This window comes from Paraburkholderia sp. J41, from assembly GCF_905220235.1.
Taxonomy (GTDB): domain Bacteria; phylum Pseudomonadota; class Gammaproteobacteria; order Burkholderiales; family Burkholderiaceae; genus Paraburkholderia.
Genome location: NZ_CAJMZE010000010.1, coordinates 94,117 through 116,865 on the forward strand (window position 1 = coordinate 94,117; position 22,749 = coordinate 116,865).

Consider the following 22,749-nt stretch of genomic DNA (forward strand, 5'->3'; position numbering starts at 1 on the left):
TGTTTCACGTGAAACACGCCGCCTATGGCACGCTTGATCCAAGCCGGTCGTCGCCTCAAACCGGCTTTTTCGCCAGCCCCAAATAGGTTTCGATGACACGCGGATTCTGCGCTAACTCGCTCGCCGGACCATCGAGCGCCAGATCGCCGGTTTCCAGCACGTAGCCATAATCCGAAATCTGCAACGCCGCACGTGCGTTTTGCTCGATCAATAACGTAGCGACACCCGTTTGCCGCAGCGCGCTAATGATATGAAAAATCTCCTTCACGATTAGCGGCGCGAGGCCGAGGCTCGGCTCGTCGAGCATCAGCAGATCGGGCTTGCCCATCAACGCACGGCCAACCGCGAGCATCTGGCGCTCGCCGCCCGACAGCGTGCCGGCAGCCTGCGTGCGCCGCTCCTTCAAGCGTGGAAACAGCGTGAACACCGGTTCGAGCTGATCGAGAAAGTTGCGCTCCCCAGCGCGTTTGCGTCGATAAGCCCCGAGCACGAGATTGTCCTCGACCGTCATCGACGCGAACAATTCGCGCTTTTCCGGCACGAGGCACATGCCGCGCGCGACGCGACGCTCAATGGGCATGGTGCCCACTTCGTCACCGAGATAGGCGATCCGGCCACTCGCGTGGCCCGTTACGGGCAACGCGCCCATGATGGCATTGAGCAGCGTCGATTTGCCCGCGCCGTTCGGTCCGATCACCGAAACGATTTGCCCCTTGCCCACCTTGATCGCCGCGTTGTGCAACGCCTCAATCTTGCCGTAGCGGACCGCCAGATTCGAAACTTCCAGAACGGGTGCAGTCATCATTCCACCCCGCCCAGATAGGCTTCGAGGACCGCCGGATCTTTCTGCACGTCCACGGGCAAACCTTCCGCGATGCGCGTGCCGAATTCCATCACCACCAAACGGTCGGTGAGATTCATCACAAAATCCATGTCGTGTTCGACGAGCAGCACACTCATGCCCTCTTCCCGTAGCTTGCGCAGCAACGCCGCCAGTTGCTGCTTTTCCTGATAACGCAGGCCCGCCGCCGGTTCGTCGAGCAGCAGCAAGGTGGGATCGCAGCACAGCGCGCGCGCGATTTCCAGAATTCGCTGCTGACCGAGCGCAAGACTTCCTGCCTCGTCGTACATGTGCGCTTCGAGGCCGACACGCCTGAGCTGCTTCGCCGCCTCGCTCATGAGTCGCCCTTCCTCGGTGCCGTTGAGCTTCGCGACGCTGCGCAGCACGCCCGCATGACCGCGCAGGTGCGCGCCGATCGCGACGTTTTCCAGCACCGTCATTGTCGGCAGCAATTTGACGTGCTGGAACGTGCGGCCAATGCCGCGCGCCACGATTTCACGTGAAGTCAGCCGGTCGATGCGCTCGCCGCGAAACGTAATCTCGCCGCTCGTGGGTTCGAGCACGCCCGTAACGAGATTGAACGTTGTCGATTTGCCCGCGCCGTTAGGGCCGATCAGACCGATGATCTGGCCCGCCTTCACTTCAAAACTCACGTCGTTGACCGCAACCAATCCGCCGAACTGCTTGCGCGCCTTGTTCACCGTCAGCAGCATCTCGCCCGGCGCGGGTTTGCTGCGCTGCGGCAACGCCTCCGCGTTCGGCGGGACGTGCGCCTGCGGACCGCGCGGAAAAAAGCGCGCCACGAACGGCCAGACGCCGCGCCGCGCGTACTGGAGCAGCAACACCATCAAGATGCCGAACACGATGATTTCGAAGTTGCCGTTTTCGCCCAGTAGCTTCGGCAACAGCGTTTGCAGCCAGTCTTGCAGGATCGTAAGGATCGCCGCGCCCAGCACCGCGCCCCAAACGTGCGCCACGCCGCCCACCACAGCCATGAACAGATATTCGATGCCGTGATTGAGGCCGAACGGCGTGGGATTCACGGCGCGCTGCAAATGCGCATAGAGAAAGCCCGAAACGGCCGCGAGCACGGCCGCGTAGACGAAGATCACCACGCGCATCCACGCGGTGTTCACGCCCATTGCCTCGGCCATCAGACCGCCGCCGCGCAGCGCCCGGATCGCGCGGCCCATGCGGCTATTGAGCAGGTTCTGCACCGACACCACCGAGGCCAGGACGACGACCCAGATCAGGTAGTAGATGTGCCGCCCCGTTTCCAGTTCGACGCCGAGCACGTTGAGCACGGGAATGCCGTTGATGCCGTCGTACTTGCCGAGCATGTCCAGATTGCCGAACAGGAAGAACAGCGCGAGGCCCCACGCAATCGTCCCGAGCGGCAGGAAATGGCCGGACAGCCGCATCGTGACGAGTCCCAGCACGAGCGCCACGAGCCCCGTGATGACCACGCCGACGATCAGCGCGATCCACGGCGAAACGCCGTATTGCGTCGTCAGATAAGCGGTTGCATACGCGCCCAGGCCGACGAACGCGGCTTGCCCGAAGCTCGTCATCCCGCCGATGCCCGTGAGCAGCACGAGCCCGATCGCGACGATCGAATACAGGCCGATGTAGTTGAGCAGCGTGATCCAGTATTCGGGAATGCGCAGCGGATGCGGCAACACCGGCAGCGCGAACATCACCACGAGGAACAGCCAGAAGAAGCGGTTGTGCATGACGAATCGTTTCATCGCGTCACTCCTCGTCCTCTTCGGCGTGCGGCGTCGAAAAACTGCGCCACAGCAGCACCGGGATGATCAGCGTGAACACGATCACTTCCTTATAAGAACTCGCCCAGAACGACGAATACGACTCCAGCAGGCCCACCAGCACGGACCCCGCCGCGGCCAGCGGATAACTCACGAGACCGCCGATGATGGCGCCCACGAAGCCCTTCAGGCCGATCAGGAAGCCCGAGTCGTAGTAGATGGTCGTGAGCGGCGCGACGAGAATGCCGCACAGCGCGCCCAGACCCGCGGCCAGCGTGAACGCGAGGCGTCCGGCCTGGGTCGTGCCGATGCCGACGAGCCGTGCGCCCAGCCGGTTCACCGAGGTCGCGCGCAGCGCCTTGCCGGAAATCGTGCGGTCGAAATACAGATACAGCGCGACGATCAGCACGACGGCCGTGCCGATCACCCAGAGGCTTTGCCCCGAGATGGAGAGGCTCCCGACGTTGAAGGTGGCGTCCGAGAACGCGTTGGTGCGCGAGCCTTCGGCGCCGAACATCACGAGGCCGAGACCGACCATCGCGAAATGCACGGCCACGGCCACGATCAGCAGCAGCAGCGTCGTCGCCTCGGCGATCGGCTCATAGGCGAGCCGGTAGACGAACGGCCCCATCGGCACGACGATCGCGAGCGTCAACGCAATCTGCGCGAGCATCGGCATCGGCTGCGCCGCCACGCCCCGTGTGAGCGCATAAACGGCGACGGGAAACAGCAGATACTTGCCCGCAAGCGTGACGAGTGTGCGGGCGGCATGCCTGCGCCGCTCGGCGTGACGCACGAGCGCGGCCGTCTCCACCACGAAACACGCCGCGCCCAACGCGACGAGCAGCCAGCAGGTGGCCGGAAACTTCTGCGATTGCAGCGCGGCGAGCGTGAGTGCGCCATACGAGACGAACTCGCCCTGCGGAATGAAGATCACGCGCGTGACGGAAAACACCAGCACGAGTGCGAGCGCGAGCAACGCGTAGATCGCACCCGTGGTGATGCCGTCCTGCGCGAGGATCGCGGCGATCGATAAATCCATACTCCCCTCTTCCTGAAACCCCGAAAACAGCGGACGCCGAACGACGGGCCAGCAAGCGCAAGACGGCCGGTCGATGTGCGCGGCAGTGACCGATGCGCGCGCATCGACCGCGATCATTGTGCGTGACCAGAATGACGCGCGCGCGAGTGGGCGGCGCGCCGGTGTTTCACGGGAAGCGCCGCGCTTCCCACTTCAACGCGCTTCAACGCGCATCGCTGCGCGTTACTCGCTTTGCAGCTTCCACTTGTTGTCGACGATTTCGACGATCACGCGGGCGCGCTCGTCGAGACCGTTGTGGTTGGTCGGCGTGGTGTTCATGATGCCGTGCGAGAGCGGCAGCTCCTTCACGTTCTCGAGCGCACCGCGCAGCGCCACGCGGAACGCCTCGGTGCCGGGTTCGCCCGCCTTGAGCGCGACCGGAATCGCGCGCGTAAGCATCTGGCCGGCGTCCCACGCATGGCCGCCGAACGTGGCCACCGACCCCGCGCCGTAGGCTTTCTCGTAGGCGGATTTGTAGGCCAGCGCCGACTTCTTGACCGGATTCGAGTCGGGCAACTGATCGGCCACGAGAATCGGGCCGGCGGGCAGCAATTCGCCTTCGCAATCCTTGCCGCAGACACGCAGGAAGTCGTTGTTGGCGACGCCGTGCGTCTGATAAATCTTGCCCTTGTAGCCGCGATCCTTGAGCGTGGTGGCAGGCAATGCCGAAGGCGTGCCGGACCCGGCGATCAGCACGGCGTCGGGGTTCGCCGACATCAGCTTGAGCGCCTGACCCGTCACCGACGAATCGGTGCGGTTGTAGCGCTCGTTCGCGACGATCTTGAGGTTGTGCTTCGCGGCGGCGGCGCTGAATTCCTTGTACCAGCTATCGCCGTAGGCGTCCGTGAAGCCGATGAAGCCCACCGTCTTCACGCCGTGCTTTTCCATGTACGTCGCGAGCGCGTCGGCCATCAGGCTATCGTTCTGCGGCGTCTTGAAGGCCCACTGGCGCTTCGCATCCATCGGCTCGACGATGGCGGCGGAAGCCGCGAGCGAGATCATCGGCGTCTTGCCTTGCGACACCACGTCGAGCATCGCCAGCGAATTCGGCGTGACCGACGAACCGATGATCGCGTCCACATGGTCTTCGTCGATCAGCTTGTGCGTGTTCTGCACGGCCTTGCTCGTGTCGGACGCGTCGTCGAGCACGATGTACTGCACGCTCTTGCCCGCGATCTCCTTGGGCAGCAGCGCGATCGTGTTCTTCTCGGGAATGCCGAGCGACGCAGCCGGCCCGGTGGCCGAAAGCGTCACGCCGATCTTCACCTGCGCGGCGGCCAGACCCGCCGTGCCCATCAACGCCGCTGCGAGCGCGGCGTTCATCGACTTCACCACCCATTGCTTCGTTTTCATTGCGCGTCTCCAAACGCTTTGTCTGCGTATTTTTTGCGTGTTCTCAGTAAGTCCGCCGCCGATCGCTACGATATTCGTAAAAACCGGCGCAGGCCTTTGAGTGTAGTAACCGGCATCGCGCGTGTGACGCATGGTTTTCCCTGCCTGCGGCACTGCACAAGCCACGCGCGCGATCCGCTTATATCGACTGCCTTGCTGCTGCCCGTTGCTGTTGCTCGTTGCTGTTGCTCGTTGCCGCTGCGAGTCAATGCGGCGCTCTAATGCGGCGCCTTAATGCTGCTCTTTAATGCCGATACCGCTGCCGCCCGGCTCCCGCGCGTTTGCCCGCGCGCCGGTTCGTTGCGCCGGCAACAAAAAAGGCACCTCGGTCGAGCGTGCCTTTTGCTTGTGCCGTGTGCGCCTCAAGATGCGCTCAATCGCCCGCAAGCTTCCACTTGCCGCCGACGATTTCCACCATCACGCGCGCCCGCTGATCGAGGCCCGCATGGTCGTTCGCGCTCATGTTGAAAATGCCGTGCGCGCCCGCCACGTCGCGCGCGTTTTCGAGCGCGGCGCGCAATGCGTCGCGGAACGCTTTGGTGCCGGGCTGGCCGGCCTTCAGCGCGACGGGAATCGCATGCTGGAGCAACAGGCCCGCGTCCCACGCGTGGCCGCCGAACGTCGAAATGGAGCCTGCGCCGTAGGCTTTTTCGTAGGCGGCCTTGTAGGCGAGCGCCGACTGCTTGACGGGATTCGAATCGGGCAATTGGTCGGCGACGAGCAGCGGGCCCGCGGGCAGATACGTGCCCTCGCAATCCTTGCCGCACACGCGCAGGAAGTCGTTGTTGGCGACGCCGTGCGTTTGATAGAACTTGCCCGCGTAGCCGCGCTCGCGCAGCGTCTTTTGCGGCAGCGCGGCCGGCGTGCCCGCACCCGCGATCAGCACGGCGTCGGGATGCTGCGAGATCATCTTGAGCACCTGGCCCGTGACCGAGGCGTCGTTGCGCGCAAAGCGCTCGTTCGCGACGATCTTGATATGGGCCTTCGCGGCCGCCGCGCCGAACTCCTTGTACCAGCTCTCGCCGTATGCGTCCGAAAAGCCGATGAAGGCCACCGTTTTCACGCCGTGCGCGGCCATGTGCTGCGCGATCGCCCCGGCCATCAACTGATCGTTTTGCGGGGTCTTGAAGACCCACGCGCGCTTCGCGTCCATGGGTTCGACAATCGCGGCCGCCGCGGCCATCGAAATCATCGGCGTGCCGGTTTCGGCGGCGACGTCGATCATCGCGAGCGAGTTGGGCACGACCGTCGAGCCGATAATGGCGTCCACGTGATCTTCGCTCGTGAGCTTGCGCGCGTTCTTCACGGCCTGCGTGGAATCGGTGGCGTCGTCGAGCACGATGTAATCGACTTGCTGCCCGGCGATCGTCTTCGGCAGCAGCGCCACGGTATTCTTTTCAGGAATGCCGAGCGAAGCCGCCGGGCCGGTGGCCGAAAGCGTCACGCCGATCTTCACGTCCGCATAGGCGCCGCTAGCCGTTGCCGCGAGCACTCCGGTCGCGGCACACACCGCCCCCATCCAACGCCAAATCCCCTGCATGCCCACTCCTTCGATAATCGTTTTACTTATTACTGCGGATTCGTGGCGCGCATTTCCCCGGCAACGCTTTTCATTCGCCGCTTTAAAAGCAGCGCGAACGCGATAATCGCTTGCGGGAAATCAACGCAAAATTGCTGACCGCGTGGTCGGTGAATGGCGAGTGTAGCGGCGCGCCTGTTCGAATAGCAAGCGCTTTCCATACGCTTACAATAGCGACCATGGCGCGATTAAAACGCGTAACGCGAAAACGCTTGATGGGCGGGGCAACCGGCGATTTTTGCCGCGAATTGCGTAATTCGGGGAAGGCAGCGGGACGCGTGGGACCAAGCGTGAATGACGCCGAATGCGGCGCGTAAAGCGCCGAACAAAAGATAATCGGAAAACGCGCGCAGAAATATAAAAAGCGCTGTTGGATTCCCATCCAACAGCGCTTCCTTGTCCGGGCACTTTGTGCCTCAGTTGTCTCCTCGTTCTCCACCTGCAAATTCGGTGCATCAGAACTAGGTGCAACTTTAAACTTCGACCCTTACAGCGGCAACTAGCATTTACCCTAGTGGTGCAGTGCGGCACCGGATTGGGGCGCTTTCCCGGACGATTGCCGCATGACGGGGCGCGTCCGTACATGCGCAAGGGCTGGCTATTCTAACCCGGCGCAGCGCGTTCCCGCCGCCCGGATGGCGATTCTTCAGCGCACACTCAGGCGCACCCAGGCACACTCAGGCGCGCAGCGGCCGCACCCGCGCGACGATTTCGCCGACGATGCCGCGCCGGAACGCCAACACGCACGCAATGAAAATCAGCCCCGTGACGATGGTCGCCGACTCGCCGAGCGAACGGAACCAGTCCACGCCCGTCGCGCCCGCGAGCGCCGTGCCGATGTCGCCGAGCCGGTCCTCGAGCGCGACGATCAGCGCCGCGCCCAGCAGCGGCCCGAACAACGTGCCCATACCGCCCACGAGCGTCATCAGGATCACGAGGCCCGACATCGTCCAGTAGGCGTCGCCGAGCGTTTCGAAGCCGAGCACCAGCACCTTGAGCGATCCCGCGAGCCCCGCGAGTCCGGCCGAAAGCACGAACGCAAGCAGCTTGAAGCGGTCGGTATCGTAGCCGAGCGAGATCGCGCGCGGCTCGTTCTCCTTGATCGCCACCAGCACCTGGCCGAACGGCGAATGCACGATGCGCACGATCAACGCAAACGCCAGCACCATCACCACGAGCACGACGTAATAGAGCGAGACATCGGAATCGAGCGGCAGCACGCCGAACAGCTTGCCGCGCGGCACGCCTTGCAGGCCGTCCTCGCCGTGCGTGAACGGCGCTTGCAGGAACACGAAGTAGACCATTTGCGCAAGCGCGAGCGTGACCATCGCGAAGTAGATGCCCTGGCGGCGGATCGCGAAAATGCCGACGATCAACCCGAGCAAGGTGGCCACCGCCGTGCCCGCGAGCACGCCCAGCTCCGGCGTGAAGCCGAGCGACTGAACCGCGTAGCCGGTGGTGTAGCCCGCGCTCGCGAGAAACATGGCGTGGCCGAACGAGAGCAGCCCCGTGTAGCCGATCAGCAGATTGAACGCCGCGGCGAACAGCGCGAAGCACAGCACCTTCATCACGAACAGCGGATACAAGCCCGCGAACGGTCCGGCGATCAGGCCGATCAGCAGCAATGCGTAGAGCGCTTTTCTTTGCATCATCGTTCCTTGCCGAAGAGGCCAGCGGGGCGAATCAACAGCACGATCGCCATGATGACGAACACCACGGTCGCCGACGCCTCGGGCCAGAACACGCGAGTGAAGCCTTCGATCACGCCGAGCAGCAGCCCGGTGAGAATCGAGCCCATGATCGAGCCCATGCCGCCGATCACGACCACGGCGAACACGGTGATGATCATCGGCTGTCCCATGAGCGGCGACACCTGGATCACCGGCGCGGCCAGCACGCCCGCGAACGCCGCGAGCGCCACGCCGAAGCCGTAGGTGAGCGTGATCATGAGCGGCACGTTGATGCCGAACGCCTCGACGAGCTTGGGGTTCTCCGTGCCCGCGCGCAGATACGCGCCCAGCCGGGTTTTCTCGATCACGAACCACGTGGCGAAGCACACCGCGAGCGACGCCACCACGACCCACGCGCGATAGTTCGGCAGATACATGAAGCCGAGATTGGTTGCGCCCGCAAGCAGATCGGGCACGTCGTATGGCTGCCCCGAAGCGCCGTAGATCGAGCGAAACACGCCTTCGACCACGAGCGTCAGGCCGAAAGTCAGCAGGAGTCCGTACAAATGATCGAGCCGGTACAGCCAGCGCAGCATCGAGCGCTCGATCGCCACGCCGATCAGCCCGACCACGAGCGGCGCGACGAAAATCATCACCCAGTAAGGCAGATCGAAATAGGCGAGACCCATCCACGTAAGCATGGCGCCCAGCATGAACAACGCGCCGTGCGCGAAGTTGATCACGTTGAGCATGCCGAAGATCACCGCGAGGCCGAGGCTCAGGATCGCATAGAACGAGCCGTTCACGAGCCCGAGCAACAACTGGCTCAGCATTGCCGGAAGCGGAATGCCAAAGATCGTCATGAAAGCCGCCCCTAAAGGCACCGTTAAGGCATTGTTTACGGACTACACACGCATGCGGCGCCATGCGCGAAACCGCTCGCGCGAGGCGCCGCATGCCACCTTTACCTCACCGGCGCGCGCTTACTTCCACAGCGCGCACTTCGACTCCGCCTTCGTCGTGTACGCCTGCTCGCCCGGAATCGTCTGCACGACCTTGTAGAGATCCCACGGCCCCTTCGACTCCGACGGCTTCTTCACCTCGACCAGATACATGTCGTGGATCAGCACGCCGTCCTGGCGGATATAGCCGTTGCTCGTGTAGAAGTCGTTGATCTTCGTCTTCTTCAACTGCGCCATCACCTTGTCGGCGTCTGTCGAGCCGACGGCCTGCACCGCCTTCAGATAGTCCGTCACCGCCGAGTAGTCAGCGGCCTGAAGCTCGGACGGCATCTTCTTCGTCTGCTCGTAGTAGCGCTGCGCCCACTTGCGCGCCGCGTCGTTCTGGTCCCAGTACCAGCCGGTCGTCAGCACGAGACCCTGCGTGGTGTCGAGCCCGAGACTCTTCACGTCGGGCAGGAACATCAGCAGCGCGGCGATCTTCATCGTCTTGGTGATGCCGAATTCCTTGGCCGCCTTGATCGCGTTGACCGAGTCGCCGCCCGCGTTGGCAAGGCCCAGCACCTGCGCCTTCGAAGCCTGCGCCTGCAACAGGAACGACGAGAAGTCCGAAGCCGAAAGCGGATGCCGCACTTCGCCCAGCACCTGGCCGCCGTTCGCCTTCACGACGTCCGCCGTGTTCTTTTCGAGCGACTTGCCGAACGCATAGTCGGCCGTGAGGAAGAACCAGCTCTTGCCGCCCTGCTTCACGACGGCGAGACCGGTGCCCTTGGCGAGCGCGACGGTGTCGTAGCCGTAGTGGACCGTGTACGGCGTACATTGCTCGTTGGTGAGCGCGTCGGTGCCCGCTCCCATGTTGAAATACACGCGCTTCTTTTCCTGCGCGACCTGATTCATCGAGAGCGCCGTGGCCGAGTTCGTGCCGCCGAGCAGCAAGTCGAGCCCGTCGCGGTCGATCCATTCGCGCGCCTTGGAAGCCGCGATATCGGCCTTGTTCTGGTGGTCGGCGTACATGATCTCGATCGGCTTGCCGTTCACCTTGCCGCCGAAGTCGGCGATCGCCATCTTGATGGCCGTGAGACCGCCCTGGCCGTCGTCATCGGCATAAAGACCCGACATGTCGGTGATGAAGCCGATCTTCACCGCGTTGTCGGCGGCTTGCGCATTCCCCGCGCAGAGCGCCGTGGCGGCCGCCGTCGCGGCGAAAAGCGCCGCGAGCCGCGCAAACGTGGTTTTCTTCATTGCAGTCTCCTTGGTTGCGTTGTTATTCAGGAACACTTCATGAACTGACTCAGGCAAAGCGCGACGCGCGGCAACCGCCCGTCGCGCGACAAAACCGGTCTGGAACCTAGACGCCCAGCAGATCGTGCAGCACCGGCATCTTGCTTTCGAGTTCGGCCGTGCCGAAATGCTCGACGATGCGCCCGTGCTCCATCACATAGAAACGGTCCGCGAGCGGCGCGGCGAAGCGGAAATTCTGCTCGACCATGACGATCGTGTAGCCGCGCGCCTTGAGCGTGACGATCATGCGCGCGAGCGTTTGCACGATCACGGGCGCGAGACCTTCGGAAATCTCGTCGAGCAGCAGCAGATTCGCGCCGGTGCGCAAAATGCGCGCGACGGCCAGCATTTGCTGCTCGCCGCCCGACAGGCGCGTGCCGGGGCTATGACGCCGTTCCGCGAGATTCGGAAACATCGCGTAGATTTCGTCGAGCGACATGCCTTGCGCGCGGGCCTCGCCCGGCTTGCCTTTCATGCCGATGGCGGGCGGCAGCAGCAGGTTTTCCTCGCACGAGAGGCTCGCGAAAATGCCGCGCTCTTCCGGGCAATAGCCCACGCCGCAATGCGCGATGCGATAGGTGGGCATCTGGATGGTTTCGCGCCCGCCCACGCGAATCGAGCCCGTGCGCCGCCCGGTGAGGCCCATGATCGCGCGCAACGTGGTGGTGCGCCCCGCCCCGTTGCGCCCGAGCAGCGTGACGACTTCGCCGCGCGCGACGCTCAGATCGACGCCATGCAGGATATGCGACTCGCCGTACCAGCTTTGCAGCCCGGCGATCTCCAGCGCGTTCTGTACGCCGGCGGCGCCCGCGGCGGCGGCCGTTTCCTGTTCCGTCACGGTGTTCATGCGTGCGCTCCCGCGAGCGCCGCGTCCGCGCTGCCCATATAGGCTTCGGCCACGAGCGGATTCTTCGACACTTCCGCGTAGCTGCCTTCGGCCAGCACTTCGCCGCGCTGAAGCACGGTGATGGTGTCCGAGATACCGGCGATCACATTCATGTTGTGTTCGACCATGAGGATCGTGCGTCCCGCCGACACCTTCTTGATGAGCGCCGTCACGCGGTCCACGTCCTCGTGCCCCATGCCCTGCGTGGGTTCGTCGAGCAGCATGAGTTCGGGTTCCATCGCGAGCGTGGTGGCGATTTCGAGCGCGCGCTTGCGGCCGTAGGCGAGTTCGACGGTCGGCACGTCGGCGAAATCGGTGAGGCCCACTTGCGTGAGCAGGTCCATCGCGCGGTCGTCGAGTTCGGCGAGCGTGCGCTCGCTTTTCCAGAAGTGATAGGCGGTGCCGAGCGAGCGCTGCAAACCGATGCGCACGTTCTGCAACGCGCTGAGATGCGGAAACACAGCCGAAATCTGGAACGAGCGAATGATGCCGCGCCGCGCGATTTGCGCGGGCCGCTCGCTGGTGATGTCGATGCCGTTGAAGACGATGCGCCCCGCGCTGGGCACGAGGAACTTGGTCAGCAGATTGAAGCAGGTGGTCTTGCCCGCGCCGTTCGGTCCGATGAGCGCGTGAATCGAGCCGCGGCACACGCGCAGGTTCACGCCGTTCACGGCCGTGAAGCCCTTGAACTGTTTCGTGAGGCCGCGCGTCTCCAGAATCGTGTCGCCGAGAATCATGTCCCCTTCCACGGAAGTAAGGCGTACCACTGAAGACCTGCGAACGTGCGGATCTCGCACGCTGAGGTCCGGCGCGGACGGTCCGGCGCGCCTCCCGCTGCGCGCATAGCACGCGCTGCCTGCATTGTTTTCACTGCATTGTCGCGCCAATGATGCAGCGCAATCATTGGGATTTGCACTTAATCGCGATAACGCGGTTTCGTTGTCGTCCGGCGCGCGTTTGCCGCTACGTTCGCCCAAAATACGCGCACATTGCGCGAAGATGCGCCACGCATCGCGAATGTGACAGATGTGCAAAAGCACGCGCGCAAACGCCTTGCGCGCGTTTTCCATTGCGCCCGCATCACGCCGTCGTCAACGTCGCGGCTGGGCGAGCCTCCACGCTCGCTTGCGCGCCCGCGCGGCGGTCGGCGCGCAGCATTTCGGCGGCGCGCTCGGCGATCATCAACGTGGGCGAATTCGTGTTGCCCGAGGTGATGGTGGGCATGATCGACGCGTCCACCACGCGCAGGCCCGCCACGCCGCGCACGCGCAAGCGCGCGTCGACGACCGCGTCGGGGTCGTCGGCACGGCCCATGCGGCAAGTGCCCACGGGATGAAAGATCGTCGTGCCGATCGTGCCCGCCGCCTCGCGCAATTCCTCGTCGGTTTGATACGCGAGCCCCGGCAGGATTTCGTGCGGCTCGTAACGCGCGAGCGCCGCCGAAGCCGCGATGCGCCGCGTGAGCCTCAACGAATGCGCGGCCACGTTCAGATCGTGGTCGGTGGACAGATAATTGGGCGCGATCGCGGGCGCCGCCTTTGGATCGGCGGAAACCGCGTGAATGCTGCCGCGCGAGGTCGGCCGCAAATTGCACACTGAAGCCGTGAACGCGTTGAAGCGATGCAGCGGCTCGCCGAAGCGGTCGAGCGAGAGCGGCTGGACGTGATATTCGAGGTCGGGCCGCGTGAGTTCGGGGTCGTCGGGATTCGACTTCGCGAACGCGCCCAGTTGCGAAGGCGCCATGGACATCGGCCCGCTTTGCATCAGCGCGTACTGCACGCCGATCATCAGCTTGCCCCACCAATGCGCCGATGCCGTGTTGAGCGTGCGCACGCCGTTCACGCGATACGCCATGCGAAGTTGTAAGTGATCCTGAAGATTCTCACCTACGCCGCGCAAATCCTGCACAACGCCGATGCCGAGCCGCGCGAGCCGCTCGCCCGCGCCGACGCCGGAAAGCTCCAGCAACTGCGGCGAATTCACGGCGCCCGCGCACAGGATCACCTCGCAACGCGCGCGCGCGACGTAGGGCACGTCGCCGCGATATTCGACGCCCACGCAGCGCTTGCCTTCGAAGATCACGCGCTCGGTGTGCGCGCCGGTCACGACGGTGAGGTTGGGCCGTTTCATCGCCTCGCGCAGGAACGCCTTCGACGCGTTCCAGCGCACGCCGCGCTTCTGGTTCACTTCGAAGTAGCCGACGCCGCTGTTGTCGCCGCGATTGAAATCGTCGGTGGCCGCAATGCCTTGTTCCTGCGCGGCGTGGGCGAACGATTCGAGAATCTGCCACTTGAGGCGTTGTTTTTCGACGCGCCATTCGCCGCCCGCGCCGTGAAATTCGCTGGCGCCGCCGTGGTGATCCTCGCTGCGGCGAAATACGGGCAGCACGCTGTCCCACGACCAGCCCGAGTCGCCTGTTGCGCGCGCCCAGCCGTCGTAGTCCTCGCGTTGGCCGCGCATGTAGATCATGCCGTTGATCGACGACGAGCCGCCCAGCACGCGCCCGCGCGGGTAGGAGAGCGCGCGGCCGTTCAGGCCTTTTTCGGCGGCGGTTTTGTAGAGCCAGTCCGTGCGCGGATTGCCGATGCAGTACAAATAGCCGACTGGAATGTGAATCCAGTGATAGTCGTCCTTGCCGCCGGCTTCGATGAGCAGCACGGAAATGTCGGCGTCTTGCGTCAGCCGGTTGGCGAGCACGCAGCCAGCGGAGCCGGCGCCGACGATCACGTAATCGAATTCGCCTTCCAGGCGTCGTTGGGGCGCATCCACGCTCATGATCTGTCTCCTGTCGACCGGAGTTGGCGCTTTAGCGCCTTACTCCGATCCCATGCAGAGCTGTCGACCGGAGTTGGCGCTTTAGCGCTTACTCCGGTCCCATGCAAAGCTGTCGATCGGAGTTGGCGCTTCAGCGCCTTACTCCGGCCCCATGCCTCGCATATTTCGAACACCTAACAATGCCGCCGGCACTTCATCTCACTTCGCCACCGGCATCGTGAATTCCGCGCCCTTTGCGATGCTGTCGGGCCAGCGCTGCATGATGCTCTTGTAGCGCGTGTAGAACCGCACGCCTTCCTCGCCGTAAGCGTGATGATCGCCGAACAGCGAACGCTTCCAGCCGCCGAACGAATGCCACGCCATCGGCACCGGAATCGGCACGTTGATGCCCACCATGCCCACCTTGATCTGGCGCGAGAACGCGCGCGCCACGCCGCCGTCCGACGTGAAGCACGACACGCCGTTGCCGAATTCGTGCGCATTGACGAGGTCGACCGCCGTGGCGAAATCCGGCACGCGCACGACCGAGAGCACCGGCCCGAAAATCTCTTCCTTGTAGATGGTCATGTCGGTCGCGACGTTATCGAACAGCGTGCCGCCGAGGAAGAAGCCGTTCTCGTGACCTTGCACGCGATGGCCGCGCCCGTCGACCACGAGCTTCGCGCCCGCCTTCACGCCAGCCTCGATATAGCCTTCGACTTTCGCCCGGTGCGCACCCGTGACAAGCGGCCCCATTTCCGAAGCGCCGTCCATGCCGCTGCCGATCTGTAGCGCCTTCACGCGCGGCGCGAGGCGCTCGATCAGTTCGTCGGCGATATGGCCCACGGCCACCGCGACCGAAATCGCCATGCAGCGCTCGCCCGCCGATCCATACGCCGCGCCGATCAACGCATCCACGGCCTGATCGAGATCGGCGTCGGGCATCACCACGAGATGATTCTTCGCGCCGCCCAGCGCCTGCACGCGCTTGCCGTGCTTCGTGCCTTCCGTGTAGATGTATTCGGCGATCGGCGTGGAACCCACGAACGAAAGCGCGGCGACGTCGGGATGCGCGAGCAGCGCGTCGACCGCCGTCTTGTCGCCGTGAACGACGTTGAACACGCCGTCGGGCAAGCCCGCTTCCTTGAGCAGTTCCGCGAGCCGCAGCGAAGCCGAAGGATCGCGCTCCGAAGGCTTCAGCACGAACGTGTTGCCGCACGCGAGCGCGACTGGAAACATCCAGCACGGCACCATCATCGGAAAATTGAACGGCGTGATGCCCGCGACCACGCCGAGCGGCTGGCGCAAATTCCAGTTGTCGATGCCGCCGCCGATCTGATCGGTGAAATCGGTCTTGAGCAGGTTCGGAATGCCGCACGCGAATTCGACCACTTCGATGCCGCGCATCACCTCGCCCTTCGCGTCGGAGAACACCTTGCCGTGCTCGCGCGTGATGAGTTCGGCCAGTTCGTCGTGATGCTGGTCGAGCAGATCCTTGAACTTGAAGAGAATGCGCGCACGCTTGATGGGCGGCGTTTCGGCCCACGCCGCGCAGGCGGCCTGCGCGGCGGCCACGGCCGCGTCGACTTCGGCCACGCTCGCGAGCGGCACGCGCGCGGCGACGTTGCCGAACGCGGGATTGAAAACGTCGCCGTACCGTTCGCTCGTGCCCGCGACCGGCTTGCCGTCGATGAAATGCGTGAGCGTGCGGAGTTCCGCCTCGCTTCGGTGTGTCTCGCCCATGTGTGCCTCTTTCGTGGAGGAATCTGTATGCAGCTTCGGACCCATAGCGTAAGCGCGGGGCGCGCGCGCGATCCAATGATTAATGCTCAACTGCGTTATAAGGCGGTTTAATATCAGCGCATGGACCTGACCTTGCTCCGCGCTTTCGTCACGGTCGCGCGCGAAGGCAATCTCACGCGCGCGGCCACACATCTGCATCTCACGCAGCCGGCCGTGAGCTTGCAGATCAAGCATTTGCAGGAAACGCTGGGCGTGACGCTGTTTACGCGCACGTCCCACGGGCTCGCGCTCACGCGCGACGGCCAGGCGCTGCTGCCGCATGCCGAACGCGCGCTCAATGCCGCGGGCGACGTGCAGCGCGCCGCTGCTGCGCTGCGGCATGAAGTGCGCGGGCGCTTGCGCATCGGCACGATTCTGGACCCGGCGTTTCTGCGGCTCGGCGGCTTTCTGCACGAACTCGTGGAAACCTGGCCGCAGATCGAAACCGCGCTGCGCCACGGCATGTCGGGCTGGGTGCTCGATCAACTGCGCTCGCGCGAACTGGATGTCGGTTATTACATCGGCCAGCCCGCGCCCGGCGACGCGTTCCACGCGCTCACGCTCACGCGCTTTCAGTACCGCGTGCTGGCGCCCGCCGGCTGGAAAGACCGCGTGAAGGGCGCGCGCGACTGGCGCTCGCTCGCGGCGCTGCCGTGGATCTGGACGCCGCCCGCCTCCGCGCACAATCGTCTGCTCACGACGCTTTTCGAGGCCGCGCACGCCAAGCCCGTGAAAGTGGCCGAAGTCGACCAGGAACCGTCGATGCTCGATCTCGTGAAGTCGGGCGTGGGCCTCTCGCTCGCGCGCGACGCGATTGCCATCGCGGAGGCGCACGCGCATGCGCTCACCATCGTGGAAGGCGTGACCGTGCCGACCGAACTCACCTTCGTCACGCTGGCCGCGCGCCGCGACGAACCCGTGATCGCCGCGGCGCTCAAGGCCATCGAAACGCAATGGGCGATATGAGCCGCGCTCATGACGGCGCCGCGCTTGCGCCGCAATCGGCCGAAACCCGCATGACCGTGTAACAGCGCTGTCACGCGAGATTTGCTAGATTGGGACTTCGCCGCGTGTTTTCGTCATGCCGATGGCGTGCCGATTTCGAACTCGCGCTTCATTGCGCTGCATCGCGTTTCATCGCGCCTTATCGCGCTTTACGCCTGCGTTCCCCAACCGCTTTTCCATCCGCTCTTTCCAACGTCTCACGCCGAACGCGTGCCTCTTCCAACGGTTTCCTCGTGCCACAGGAGCTTGCATGGCCCGCAACATCGAAATCAAAGCCCGCGCCCGTCAATTCGACGCGTTGCGCGAACGTGCCGCCCAGCTTGCGCCCGACGCGCCGCTGATCTTTCGCCAGCAGGACTTCTTCTACGACGTGCCGCGCGGACGCCTGAAACTGCGCCAGTTCGACGACGGCACGCCGCCCGAGCTGATTTTCTATCAGCGCGACGACCGCGACGGCCCGAAAGCCTCGTACTACACGCGCAGCCCCGTGACCAACGCCGAAGCGATGCACTCGCTGCTCGCCACGGCGCTCACCACGCGCGGCATCGTCTCGAAGGAGCGTCACGTGTATCTCGCGGGGCGCACGCGCATTCACCTCGATCGCGTGGACGGTCTCGGCGATTTCGTCGAGCTGGAAGTCGTGCTCGGCCCCGAGGACGACGAGCAAGGCGGCGAAGCCGAAGCGCACGAGATGTTCGCCAGGCTCGGCGTGCCGGAAAGCGACCTTGTTTCGGTCGCGTATGTGGATCTGCTCAATACGGCGAACGCGAACGCCGCCTGAAGCCGCCCCATACCGCCTGAAGCCACCCGATACCGCTTGGCGCCGCGCCGGATCGCTCGACGCCGGCTCGAAGCGGCTTCGGCGCACACTCAAGCCGCCGGCGCGCCCGGCTCCAGGTGCCCGAGCGGCAGCGGCCCATTGCGCTTGAACGTGGTGAGCACGATGTTCGAGCGCACGCTGTCCACGCCGGGCACGCGCATGAGCTTCTTCATGACGAAGGTGGACAGCGCGTTCAGATCGGGCGCAACGATGCGCAGCAGGTAATCGGCGTCGCCCACCACCGCGTGACACTCGAGCACTTCGGGCAGCACGTCGATCTGCTGCTGGAACTGCTCGATGATCGAATCGCCGTGATGCTTGAGCTTGAGGCTCGTGAACGCCGTCACGCCCAGCCCGAGCTTTTCCGGCCGCAATACCACGCGATATCCGTCGATCACGCCCGACGCCTCCAGCCGTTGCAGGCGCCGGCCGATCTGCGAGGGCGAGAGCGGAACCTGCTCGCCAAGCTGCTGATGCGTGGCGCGGCCGAAGCGCTGAAGCACGTCGAGCAGCGCTAGATCGAAGTGATCGAGTTCGAGCATGATGGAAACTTGCATTGAATGGCATTGATATGCGCGATTATCGCACGTTGTCGCCTTTTACTCCTGAGAACGCGCACATACCGCGCCGCACACGCTCTAGACTTGCAAGCTCGAGCAAGCTTACCGAGTGAAGCAACACCCGCATGGCCGCCGCAACCGCGAAGCTTCAGGAGCAATTCGACGCGGGTCTCGTCACCCGTCCCGATTTCACGATCGACCAGCCGTACGAGGGCTACGGCGCGGCCGATCACGCCGTCTGAAACCTGCTCTACCTTCGCCAGCGCGCGCTGCTGGAAGGCCGCGCGTGCGAAGCGTTCATCGACGGCGCGCTGCGCATCGGCCTGAACGTCGCGCAGGTGCCTTCGTTCGACGAGGTGAGCGCGCGCTTGACGGCCGCCACGGGCTGGCGCATCGTCGCCGTGCCGGGCCTCGTGCCCGACCTCATCTTCTTCGAGCACCTCGCCAACCGCCGCTTTCCCGTGACGTGGTGGATGCGCCGCCCCGACCAGCTCGACTATCTGCAAGAGCCGGACTGCTTTCACGATCTGTTCGGCCACGTGCCGCTGCTGACCGACCCCGTTTTCGCCGACGCGATCCACGCCTACGGCCGCGCCGCGCTCGCCGTGGACGAGCACGCGCTCCCGCTGCTCGCGCGCCTCTATGGGTACACGGTGGAGTTCGGCCTGATGCGCGACTCGAAGGCGCTCGACGGCGTGAAGATCTACGGCGCGGGCATCGTTTCGAGCCAAGGCGAAACGCTTTACAGCGTGGAAAGCGCGTCGCCCAACCGGCTCGCGTTCGATCTCGACCGCGTGCTGCAAACGCGCTATCGCATCGACACGTTTCAGAAAACCTACTTCGTGATCGATTCGTTCGCACAGCTATTCGATGCGCTCGGCGCCGGCATCGCTTCGCGGCTGGCCGAACCGGCGGCGCTGCTGCACGCGCGGCACGCGCGAAGGCTGGCTCGCCGAAGGCGACGTGTGATGCGCGTGTGATGCGCGCGTGATGCGAACCGCGCGCCGCGCACGCCGCGCGCATCCGTGAAAAAATCGGCCATGCCGTCCTGGCGCGCGCGGCCAATGCGGCCCGCCGCTTTTTCCCGCTCAATGGAGGTACTCAAATGACCAACCGGATCAACCGACTCACGTCCGAGGAGCGCGCCCAGCAGCTCGCCGAACTGCGCGGCTGGCAAGCCGTGGCGGGCCGCGACGCGATCCAGCGCCAGCTCGAATTCGCCGACTTCAACGCGGCGTTCGGCTTCATGACGCGCGTGGCGATCAAGGCCCAGGAAATGAACCACCATCCCGAGTGGTTCAACGTCTACAACCGCGTGGAGATCACGCTTTCGACGCACGAAGCCAACGGCCTCACCGCGCGCGACGTGGAACTCGCGCGCTTCATTGATTCGATCGCGCCTTGAGCGTTCGCGGCCTCGCCGTGAAAGCCGAATGCAAAGCATAAGGATTCCAAACCTTCAGGTCTGGAGGCTCTTTTTAAGGGACATGTAAGACTGCGGCGCAGCATGGCGCTCGCTGGCCAAAAGGTGTCCAAACCTTCCGGCGTGATGGCCTTTCTACGCTGTACAATCAGCGACGCATATGGCCCGGAGCGCGCTCCGGCCAGTACGTGAGTTCATCGTCGCTCGAAGCCGGGCGGTTGCGCCAGAGCGATCGCGGCTTCGGGTTCGATGATCGAAATATCGGACATGTGGATCGTGATCGTGCAACTGCCGCACGCGGCGCCGCTCAGTCGCTGTGCATCTGCGCTGTTTCATATTGCGAGCGACGCTTCGCGAACTGCCTGCCTGAATGCTAAACCTTTTGTACTTGAGCGAATCCCATGCGACTCCTTCTGATCGAAGACGACCGCCCCATCGCACGCGGTATCCAGTCCAGCCTCGAACAAGCCGGCTTCACGGTCGACATGGTCCACGACGGCATCTTCGCCGAACAGGCTCTCACGCAAAACCGCCATGAGCTCGTGATCCTCGACCTCGGCTTGCCGGGCATCGACGGCATGACGCTGCTGTCGCGCTTTCGCCAGAGCAACCGGCACACGCCCGTGATCGTGCTGACCGCGCGCGACGAACTGAACGACCGCGTCCAGGGCCTCAATTCGGGCGCCGACGACTACATGCTCAAGCCGTTCGAGCCGGCCGAACTCGAAGCGCGCATTCGCGCCGTCATGCGCCGCAGCGGGCCGCACGGCGACGTGCCGCGCCCCGAAGTCTCGCTCGGCGGCGTGCGCCTGTCGGGTGTCGATCGCCGCATCTTCAACGACGACAAGCCGCTCGAACTCTCGCCGCGCGAATTCGCCGTGCTCGAAATGCTGCTGCTGCGTCATGGCCGCGTGGTGAGCAAGGCGCAACTGCAAGATCACCTCACGCATTTCGGCGGCGATCTCGGCGACACCGCGATCGAAGTCTACGTACACCGCGTGCGCAAAAAGCTCGAAAGCTGCCGCGTGGAAATCGTCACGGTGCGCGGCTTCGGCTACCTGTTGCAGGAAATTCGCCAGGCCGCCTGATTCGCGCGCCCGCACGGCGCGTTCAGCGGGCGTTCAACGTGGCCCCGCGCGAATTCCGCAGCCGCGGTGCGCCGGATAACGTTGCCGTGTGCGCCGGATAACGTTGCCGTGTGCGCCGGATAACGTTGCCGTGTGCGCCGGCGCGCGCGCCTGAGGCCGCGCGCTTTCGAGCCGCTTGCGAGTCGCTTGCGCACGGCCCGCGCGGCCCGCGTACAATGGCTCGACGCGCATCGCGTCCGCGCGGCGGCGCTTAGCCACCGCGAGCCACCGCGCGCGATGCGTCCCCGTTCATCGTCGCCTGAAACCGCCCGTCGCCATCATGTCTCAACCGGCCGCAACGAGTCTGCGGCGCACGCTGCTGCGGCGCCTTGCCGCCCCTTTGTCGCTGCTCGCGCTCATGAGCGGCCTGATCGCCTACTGGCTCGCGTGGCAATACACGCAGCACGTGGTCGACCGCTCGCTTGCGGACCTCGCCACCGCCATTTCGCGGCAAATCCAGATCTCCGGGGCCGACGCGCCCGAAAGCGTGCCGCCGCTCGCGCAGGCCATGTTCTCCGATCCGGTGGAGCATCTCATCTACCGCATCAGCAACGGCGACACCGAAATCGCCGGCGACCACGACCTGCCGCTGCAAGGCAGCAACGTGCGCCGCATGCACTATGCGTACGTGTTCGAGACCGTCTACAAGGGCGTGAGCGTGCGCGTCGCGCAGGTGCGCGTGCCGCAGCCCACGGGCAACCCCATCGTCGTGGAAGTGGGCCAGCCCGTGCATCACCGCTTTCGCATCGCGGCCGAATTTCTCGTCGCGATCATGATGCCGCTCCTGCTGCTGCTGCTCGCGGGCTGGGTGATCGTGTGGCGCGTGGTCAACCAGCAGCTCAACCCGCTCACGGCGCTCGCCGATTCGCTCAACCGGCAGACGCACACCTCGCTCGAACCCGTCGACGAAACCTACGTGCCGGTCGAAATCCGGCCGCTCACGGGCGCGCTCAACGCGCTGCTGGGGCGCCTGAAGACCGCGCTCGAAGGCCAGCGCAAGTTCATCGCCGACGCCGCCCATCAGTTGCGCACGCCGCTCACGGCCGTGAAACTGCACGCCGAACAGGCGGTGAACGCGCGCGAGCCGCAAAAGGTCAACGACGCCGTGCGCGAATTGCGCGCCGCCGCCGACCGCGCGGTGCGGCTTTCCAATCAACTGCTTTCGCTCGCGCGCGCGGAACCGGGCGAGCAGGCGGCGCGTTTCGTCGATATCGACATGGCCGCGCTCGCGTTCGAAACGGGCGCCGAGTGGGTGCCGCGCGCGCTCGCGAGTCACGTCGACCTGGGTTTCCAGCGGCTCGACGACCCCGAGAACGACACGCCGCTCATGGCGCGCGGCAATCCCGTGCTGCTGCACGAGGTGATCGCCAATCTGCTCGACAACGCGCTCAAGTATTTGCCGCCCGTGCGCGAGAACGGCGGGCGCATCACGCTCACGGTTTCGCAAACGTTCGTGGATGGCGTGCCGATGGCCGAGATCGTCGTGGAGGACAACGGGCGCGGCGTGCCGCACGGTCAGCAAGCCGATCTCTTCAAGCGCTTCTTCCGCGGCGACGGCCAGAGCGAAAGCGGCGTGGACAGCGGCGCGGGTCTCGGCCTCGCGATCGTTCACGACATCATGGCGCTGCATCGCGGCAGCGTGCATTACGAGGACGCGGCCGAAGGCGGCGCGCGCTTCATCGCGCGCGTGCCGCTCGAGAACCGGGTGCCGCCCGCGCGCAAGGACGCTTACGCGAAAGGCGCGGAAACGGCGCGCGCGCAACCGGTGCAAGCCGCGCACGACGCGACCGACCCGGCACACCAGGCAAGCGTGGATTGACGCA

At 64.7% G+C, this 22,749-nt stretch carries 19 protein-coding genes and 1 pseudogene; 6 read left to right on the forward strand and 14 right to left on the reverse strand.

The annotated features are described in order from the left end of the window. Positions 1–55: 55 nt before the first annotated feature. The 13 genes from U5805_RS12830 to U5805_RS12890 form a co-directional block, all read right to left on the reverse strand. Entirely contained in the window at positions 56–805 is a 750-nt protein-coding gene (locus U5805_RS12830; protein ID WP_322103851.1) for an ABC transporter ATP-binding protein, read from the reverse strand. Further along, positions 802–2,589: a branched-chain amino acid ABC transporter ATP-binding protein/permease gene (locus U5805_RS12835; protein WP_322103852.1), complete on the reverse strand. Its 1,788-nt coding sequence runs from the start codon at positions 2,587–2,589 to the stop codon at positions 802–804. The genes U5805_RS12830 and U5805_RS12835 overlap by 4 nt, the downstream gene beginning before the upstream one ends. A gap of 4 nt (positions 2,590–2,593) precedes the next feature. Next, positions 2,594–3,649 (reverse strand): branched-chain amino acid ABC transporter permease, encoded by a 1,056-nt coding sequence (locus U5805_RS12840; RefSeq protein ID WP_322103853.1) that lies wholly within the window; start codon positions 3,647–3,649, stop codon positions 2,594–2,596. Positions 3,650–3,871: 222 nt separating this feature from the next. Next, positions 3,872–5,041: an ABC transporter substrate-binding protein gene (locus U5805_RS12845; RefSeq protein ID WP_322103854.1), complete on the reverse strand. Its 1,170-nt coding sequence runs from the start codon at positions 5,039–5,041 to the stop codon at positions 3,872–3,874. Positions 5,042–5,453: 412 nt separating this feature from the next. After that, positions 5,454–6,599, reverse strand: a complete 1,146-nt coding sequence (locus U5805_RS12850) for an ABC transporter substrate-binding protein (protein ID WP_415914590.1) — start codon at positions 6,597–6,599, stop codon at positions 5,454–5,456. Between the two features lie 103 nt (positions 6,600–6,702). Then, positions 6,703–7,041 carry a hypothetical protein gene (locus tag U5805_RS12855; RefSeq protein WP_322103856.1) on the reverse strand — a complete coding sequence of 113 codons (339 nt, stop codon included), beginning with the start codon at positions 7,039–7,041 and terminating at the stop codon, positions 6,703–6,705. Positions 7,042–7,336: 295 nt separating this feature from the next. Then, the gene (locus U5805_RS12860) at positions 7,337–8,308 is read right to left on the reverse strand and encodes a branched-chain amino acid ABC transporter permease (protein ID WP_322103972.1); all 972 of its coding nucleotides are present in this window, start codon (positions 8,306–8,308) and stop codon (positions 7,337–7,339) included. Continuing rightward, on the reverse strand, positions 8,308–9,192 hold the full coding sequence (locus tag U5805_RS12865; RefSeq protein WP_322103857.1) for a branched-chain amino acid ABC transporter permease: 885 nt from the start codon (positions 9,190–9,192) through the stop codon (positions 8,308–8,310). Before U5805_RS12865 ends, U5805_RS12860 begins: the two co-directional genes overlap by 1 nt. A 120-nt stretch (positions 9,193–9,312) precedes the next feature. Beyond that, positions 9,313–10,530: an ABC transporter substrate-binding protein gene (locus tag U5805_RS12870; protein ID WP_322103858.1), complete on the reverse strand. Its 1,218-nt coding sequence runs from the start codon at positions 10,528–10,530 to the stop codon at positions 9,313–9,315. 106 nt (positions 10,531–10,636) lie between these two features. Then, positions 10,637–11,416: an ABC transporter ATP-binding protein gene (locus U5805_RS12875; RefSeq protein ID WP_322103859.1), complete on the reverse strand. Its 780-nt coding sequence runs from the start codon at positions 11,414–11,416 to the stop codon at positions 10,637–10,639. Further along, the gene (locus tag U5805_RS12880; protein WP_322103860.1) at positions 11,413–12,192 is read right to left on the reverse strand and encodes an ABC transporter ATP-binding protein; all 780 of its coding nucleotides are present in this window, start codon (positions 12,190–12,192) and stop codon (positions 11,413–11,415) included. Before U5805_RS12880 ends, U5805_RS12875 begins: the two co-directional genes overlap by 4 nt. Positions 12,193–12,535: 343 nt before the next feature. Further along, positions 12,536–14,230, reverse strand: a complete 1,695-nt coding sequence (locus U5805_RS12885; protein WP_322103861.1) for a GMC family oxidoreductase — start codon at positions 14,228–14,230, stop codon at positions 12,536–12,538. Positions 14,231–14,428: 198 nt separating this feature from the next. After that, the gene (locus tag U5805_RS12890; protein WP_322103862.1) at positions 14,429–15,952 is read right to left on the reverse strand and encodes a CoA-acylating methylmalonate-semialdehyde dehydrogenase; all 1,524 of its coding nucleotides are present in this window, start codon (positions 15,950–15,952) and stop codon (positions 14,429–14,431) included. Positions 15,953–16,072: 120 nt separating this feature from the next. Between U5805_RS12890 and U5805_RS12895 the strand changes: the two genes are divergently transcribed. Next, positions 16,073–16,957, forward strand: coding sequence for a LysR family transcriptional regulator (locus U5805_RS12895; protein ID WP_322103863.1), 885 nt, complete (start codon positions 16,073–16,075; stop codon positions 16,955–16,957). Positions 16,958–17,246: 289 nt separating this feature from the next. After that, the gene (locus U5805_RS12900; RefSeq protein WP_322103864.1) at positions 17,247–17,777 is read left to right on the forward strand and encodes a class IV adenylate cyclase; all 531 of its coding nucleotides are present in this window, start codon (positions 17,247–17,249) and stop codon (positions 17,775–17,777) included. Positions 17,778–17,866: 89 nt separating this feature from the next. On the opposite strand, the gene U5805_RS12905 is transcribed toward U5805_RS12900, so the two are convergent. Next, the gene (locus U5805_RS12905; RefSeq protein WP_028203286.1) at positions 17,867–18,358 is read right to left on the reverse strand and encodes an Lrp/AsnC family transcriptional regulator; all 492 of its coding nucleotides are present in this window, start codon (positions 18,356–18,358) and stop codon (positions 17,867–17,869) included. A gap of 143 nt (positions 18,359–18,501) precedes the next feature. Here U5805_RS12905 and phhA point away from each other — a divergent pair. The 4 genes and pseudogenes from phhA to U5805_RS12925 all read left to right on the forward strand — a co-directional run bounded on the left by phhA (position 18,502) and on the right by U5805_RS12925 (position 22,745). Then, positions 18,502–19,345: pseudogene (gene phhA / locus U5805_RS12910) on the forward strand (phenylalanine 4-monooxygenase). Between the two features lie 136 nt (positions 19,346–19,481). After that, positions 19,482–19,781 (forward strand): 4a-hydroxytetrahydrobiopterin dehydratase, encoded by a 300-nt coding sequence (locus U5805_RS12915; RefSeq protein ID WP_322103865.1) that lies wholly within the window; start codon positions 19,482–19,484, stop codon positions 19,779–19,781. Between the two features lie 419 nt (positions 19,782–20,200). Continuing rightward, the gene (locus U5805_RS12920) at positions 20,201–20,887 is read left to right on the forward strand and encodes a response regulator transcription factor (RefSeq protein ID WP_091999860.1); all 687 of its coding nucleotides are present in this window, start codon (positions 20,201–20,203) and stop codon (positions 20,885–20,887) included. Between the two features lie 319 nt (positions 20,888–21,206). After that, positions 21,207–22,745 (forward strand): sensor histidine kinase, encoded by a 1,539-nt coding sequence (locus tag U5805_RS12925; protein ID WP_322103866.1) that lies wholly within the window; start codon positions 21,207–21,209, stop codon positions 22,743–22,745. The last annotated feature ends 4 nt before the right edge of the window (positions 22,746–22,749 follow it).

Coding starts and splice junctions, on each gene's coding strand:
- U5805_RS12845 (WP_322103854.1), bottom strand. CDS start 5,041: ATGAAAACGAAGCAATGGGTGGTGAAGTCGATGAACGCCGCGCTCGCA.
- U5805_RS12850 (WP_415914590.1), bottom strand. CDS start 6,599: ATGGGGGCGGTGTGTGCCGCGACCGGAGTGCTCGCGGCAACGGCTAGC.
- U5805_RS12880 (WP_322103860.1), bottom strand. CDS start 12,192: ATGATTCTCGGCGACACGATTCTGGAGACGCGCGGCCTCACGAAACAG.
- U5805_RS12925 (WP_322103866.1), top strand. CDS start 21,207: ATGTCTCAACCGGCCGCAACGAGTCTGCGGCGCACGCTGCTGCGGCGC.
- U5805_RS12865 (WP_322103857.1), bottom strand. CDS start 9,192: ATGACGATCTTTGGCATTCCGCTTCCGGCAATGCTGAGCCAGTTGTTG.
- U5805_RS12870 (WP_322103858.1), bottom strand. CDS start 10,530: ATGAAGAAAACCACGTTTGCGCGGCTCGCGGCGCTTTTCGCCGCGACG.
- U5805_RS12875 (WP_322103859.1), bottom strand. CDS start 11,416: ATGAACACCGTGACGGAACAGGAAACGGCCGCCGCCGCGGGCGCCGCC.
- U5805_RS12900 (WP_322103864.1), top strand. CDS start 17,247: ATGGCCCGCAACATCGAAATCAAAGCCCGCGCCCGTCAATTCGACGCG.
- U5805_RS12895 (WP_322103863.1), top strand. CDS start 16,073: ATGGACCTGACCTTGCTCCGCGCTTTCGTCACGGTCGCGCGCGAAGGC.
- U5805_RS12890 (WP_322103862.1), bottom strand. CDS start 15,952: ATGGGCGAGACACACCGAAGCGAGGCGGAACTCCGCACGCTCACGCAT.
- U5805_RS12840 (WP_322103853.1), bottom strand. CDS start 3,649: ATGGATTTATCGATCGCCGCGATCCTCGCGCAGGACGGCATCACCACG.
- U5805_RS12885 (WP_322103861.1), bottom strand. CDS start 14,230: ATGAGCGTGGATGCGCCCCAACGACGCCTGGAAGGCGAATTCGATTAC.
- U5805_RS12835 (WP_322103852.1), bottom strand. CDS start 2,589: ATGAAACGATTCGTCATGCACAACCGCTTCTTCTGGCTGTTCCTCGTG.
- U5805_RS12855 (WP_322103856.1), bottom strand. CDS start 7,041: ATGGGAATCCAACAGCGCTTTTTATATTTCTGCGCGCGTTTTCCGATT.
- U5805_RS12860 (WP_322103972.1), bottom strand. CDS start 8,308: ATGCAAAGAAAAGCGCTCTACGCATTGCTGCTGATCGGCCTGATCGCC.
- U5805_RS12905 (WP_028203286.1), bottom strand. CDS start 18,358: ATGCTCGAACTCGATCACTTCGATCTAGCGCTGCTCGACGTGCTTCAG.
- U5805_RS12915 (WP_322103865.1), top strand. CDS start 19,482: ATGACCAACCGGATCAACCGACTCACGTCCGAGGAGCGCGCCCAGCAG.
- U5805_RS12920 (WP_091999860.1), top strand. CDS start 20,201: ATGCGACTCCTTCTGATCGAAGACGACCGCCCCATCGCACGCGGTATC.
- U5805_RS12830 (WP_322103851.1), bottom strand. CDS start 805: ATGATGACTGCACCCGTTCTGGAAGTTTCGAATCTGGCGGTCCGCTAC.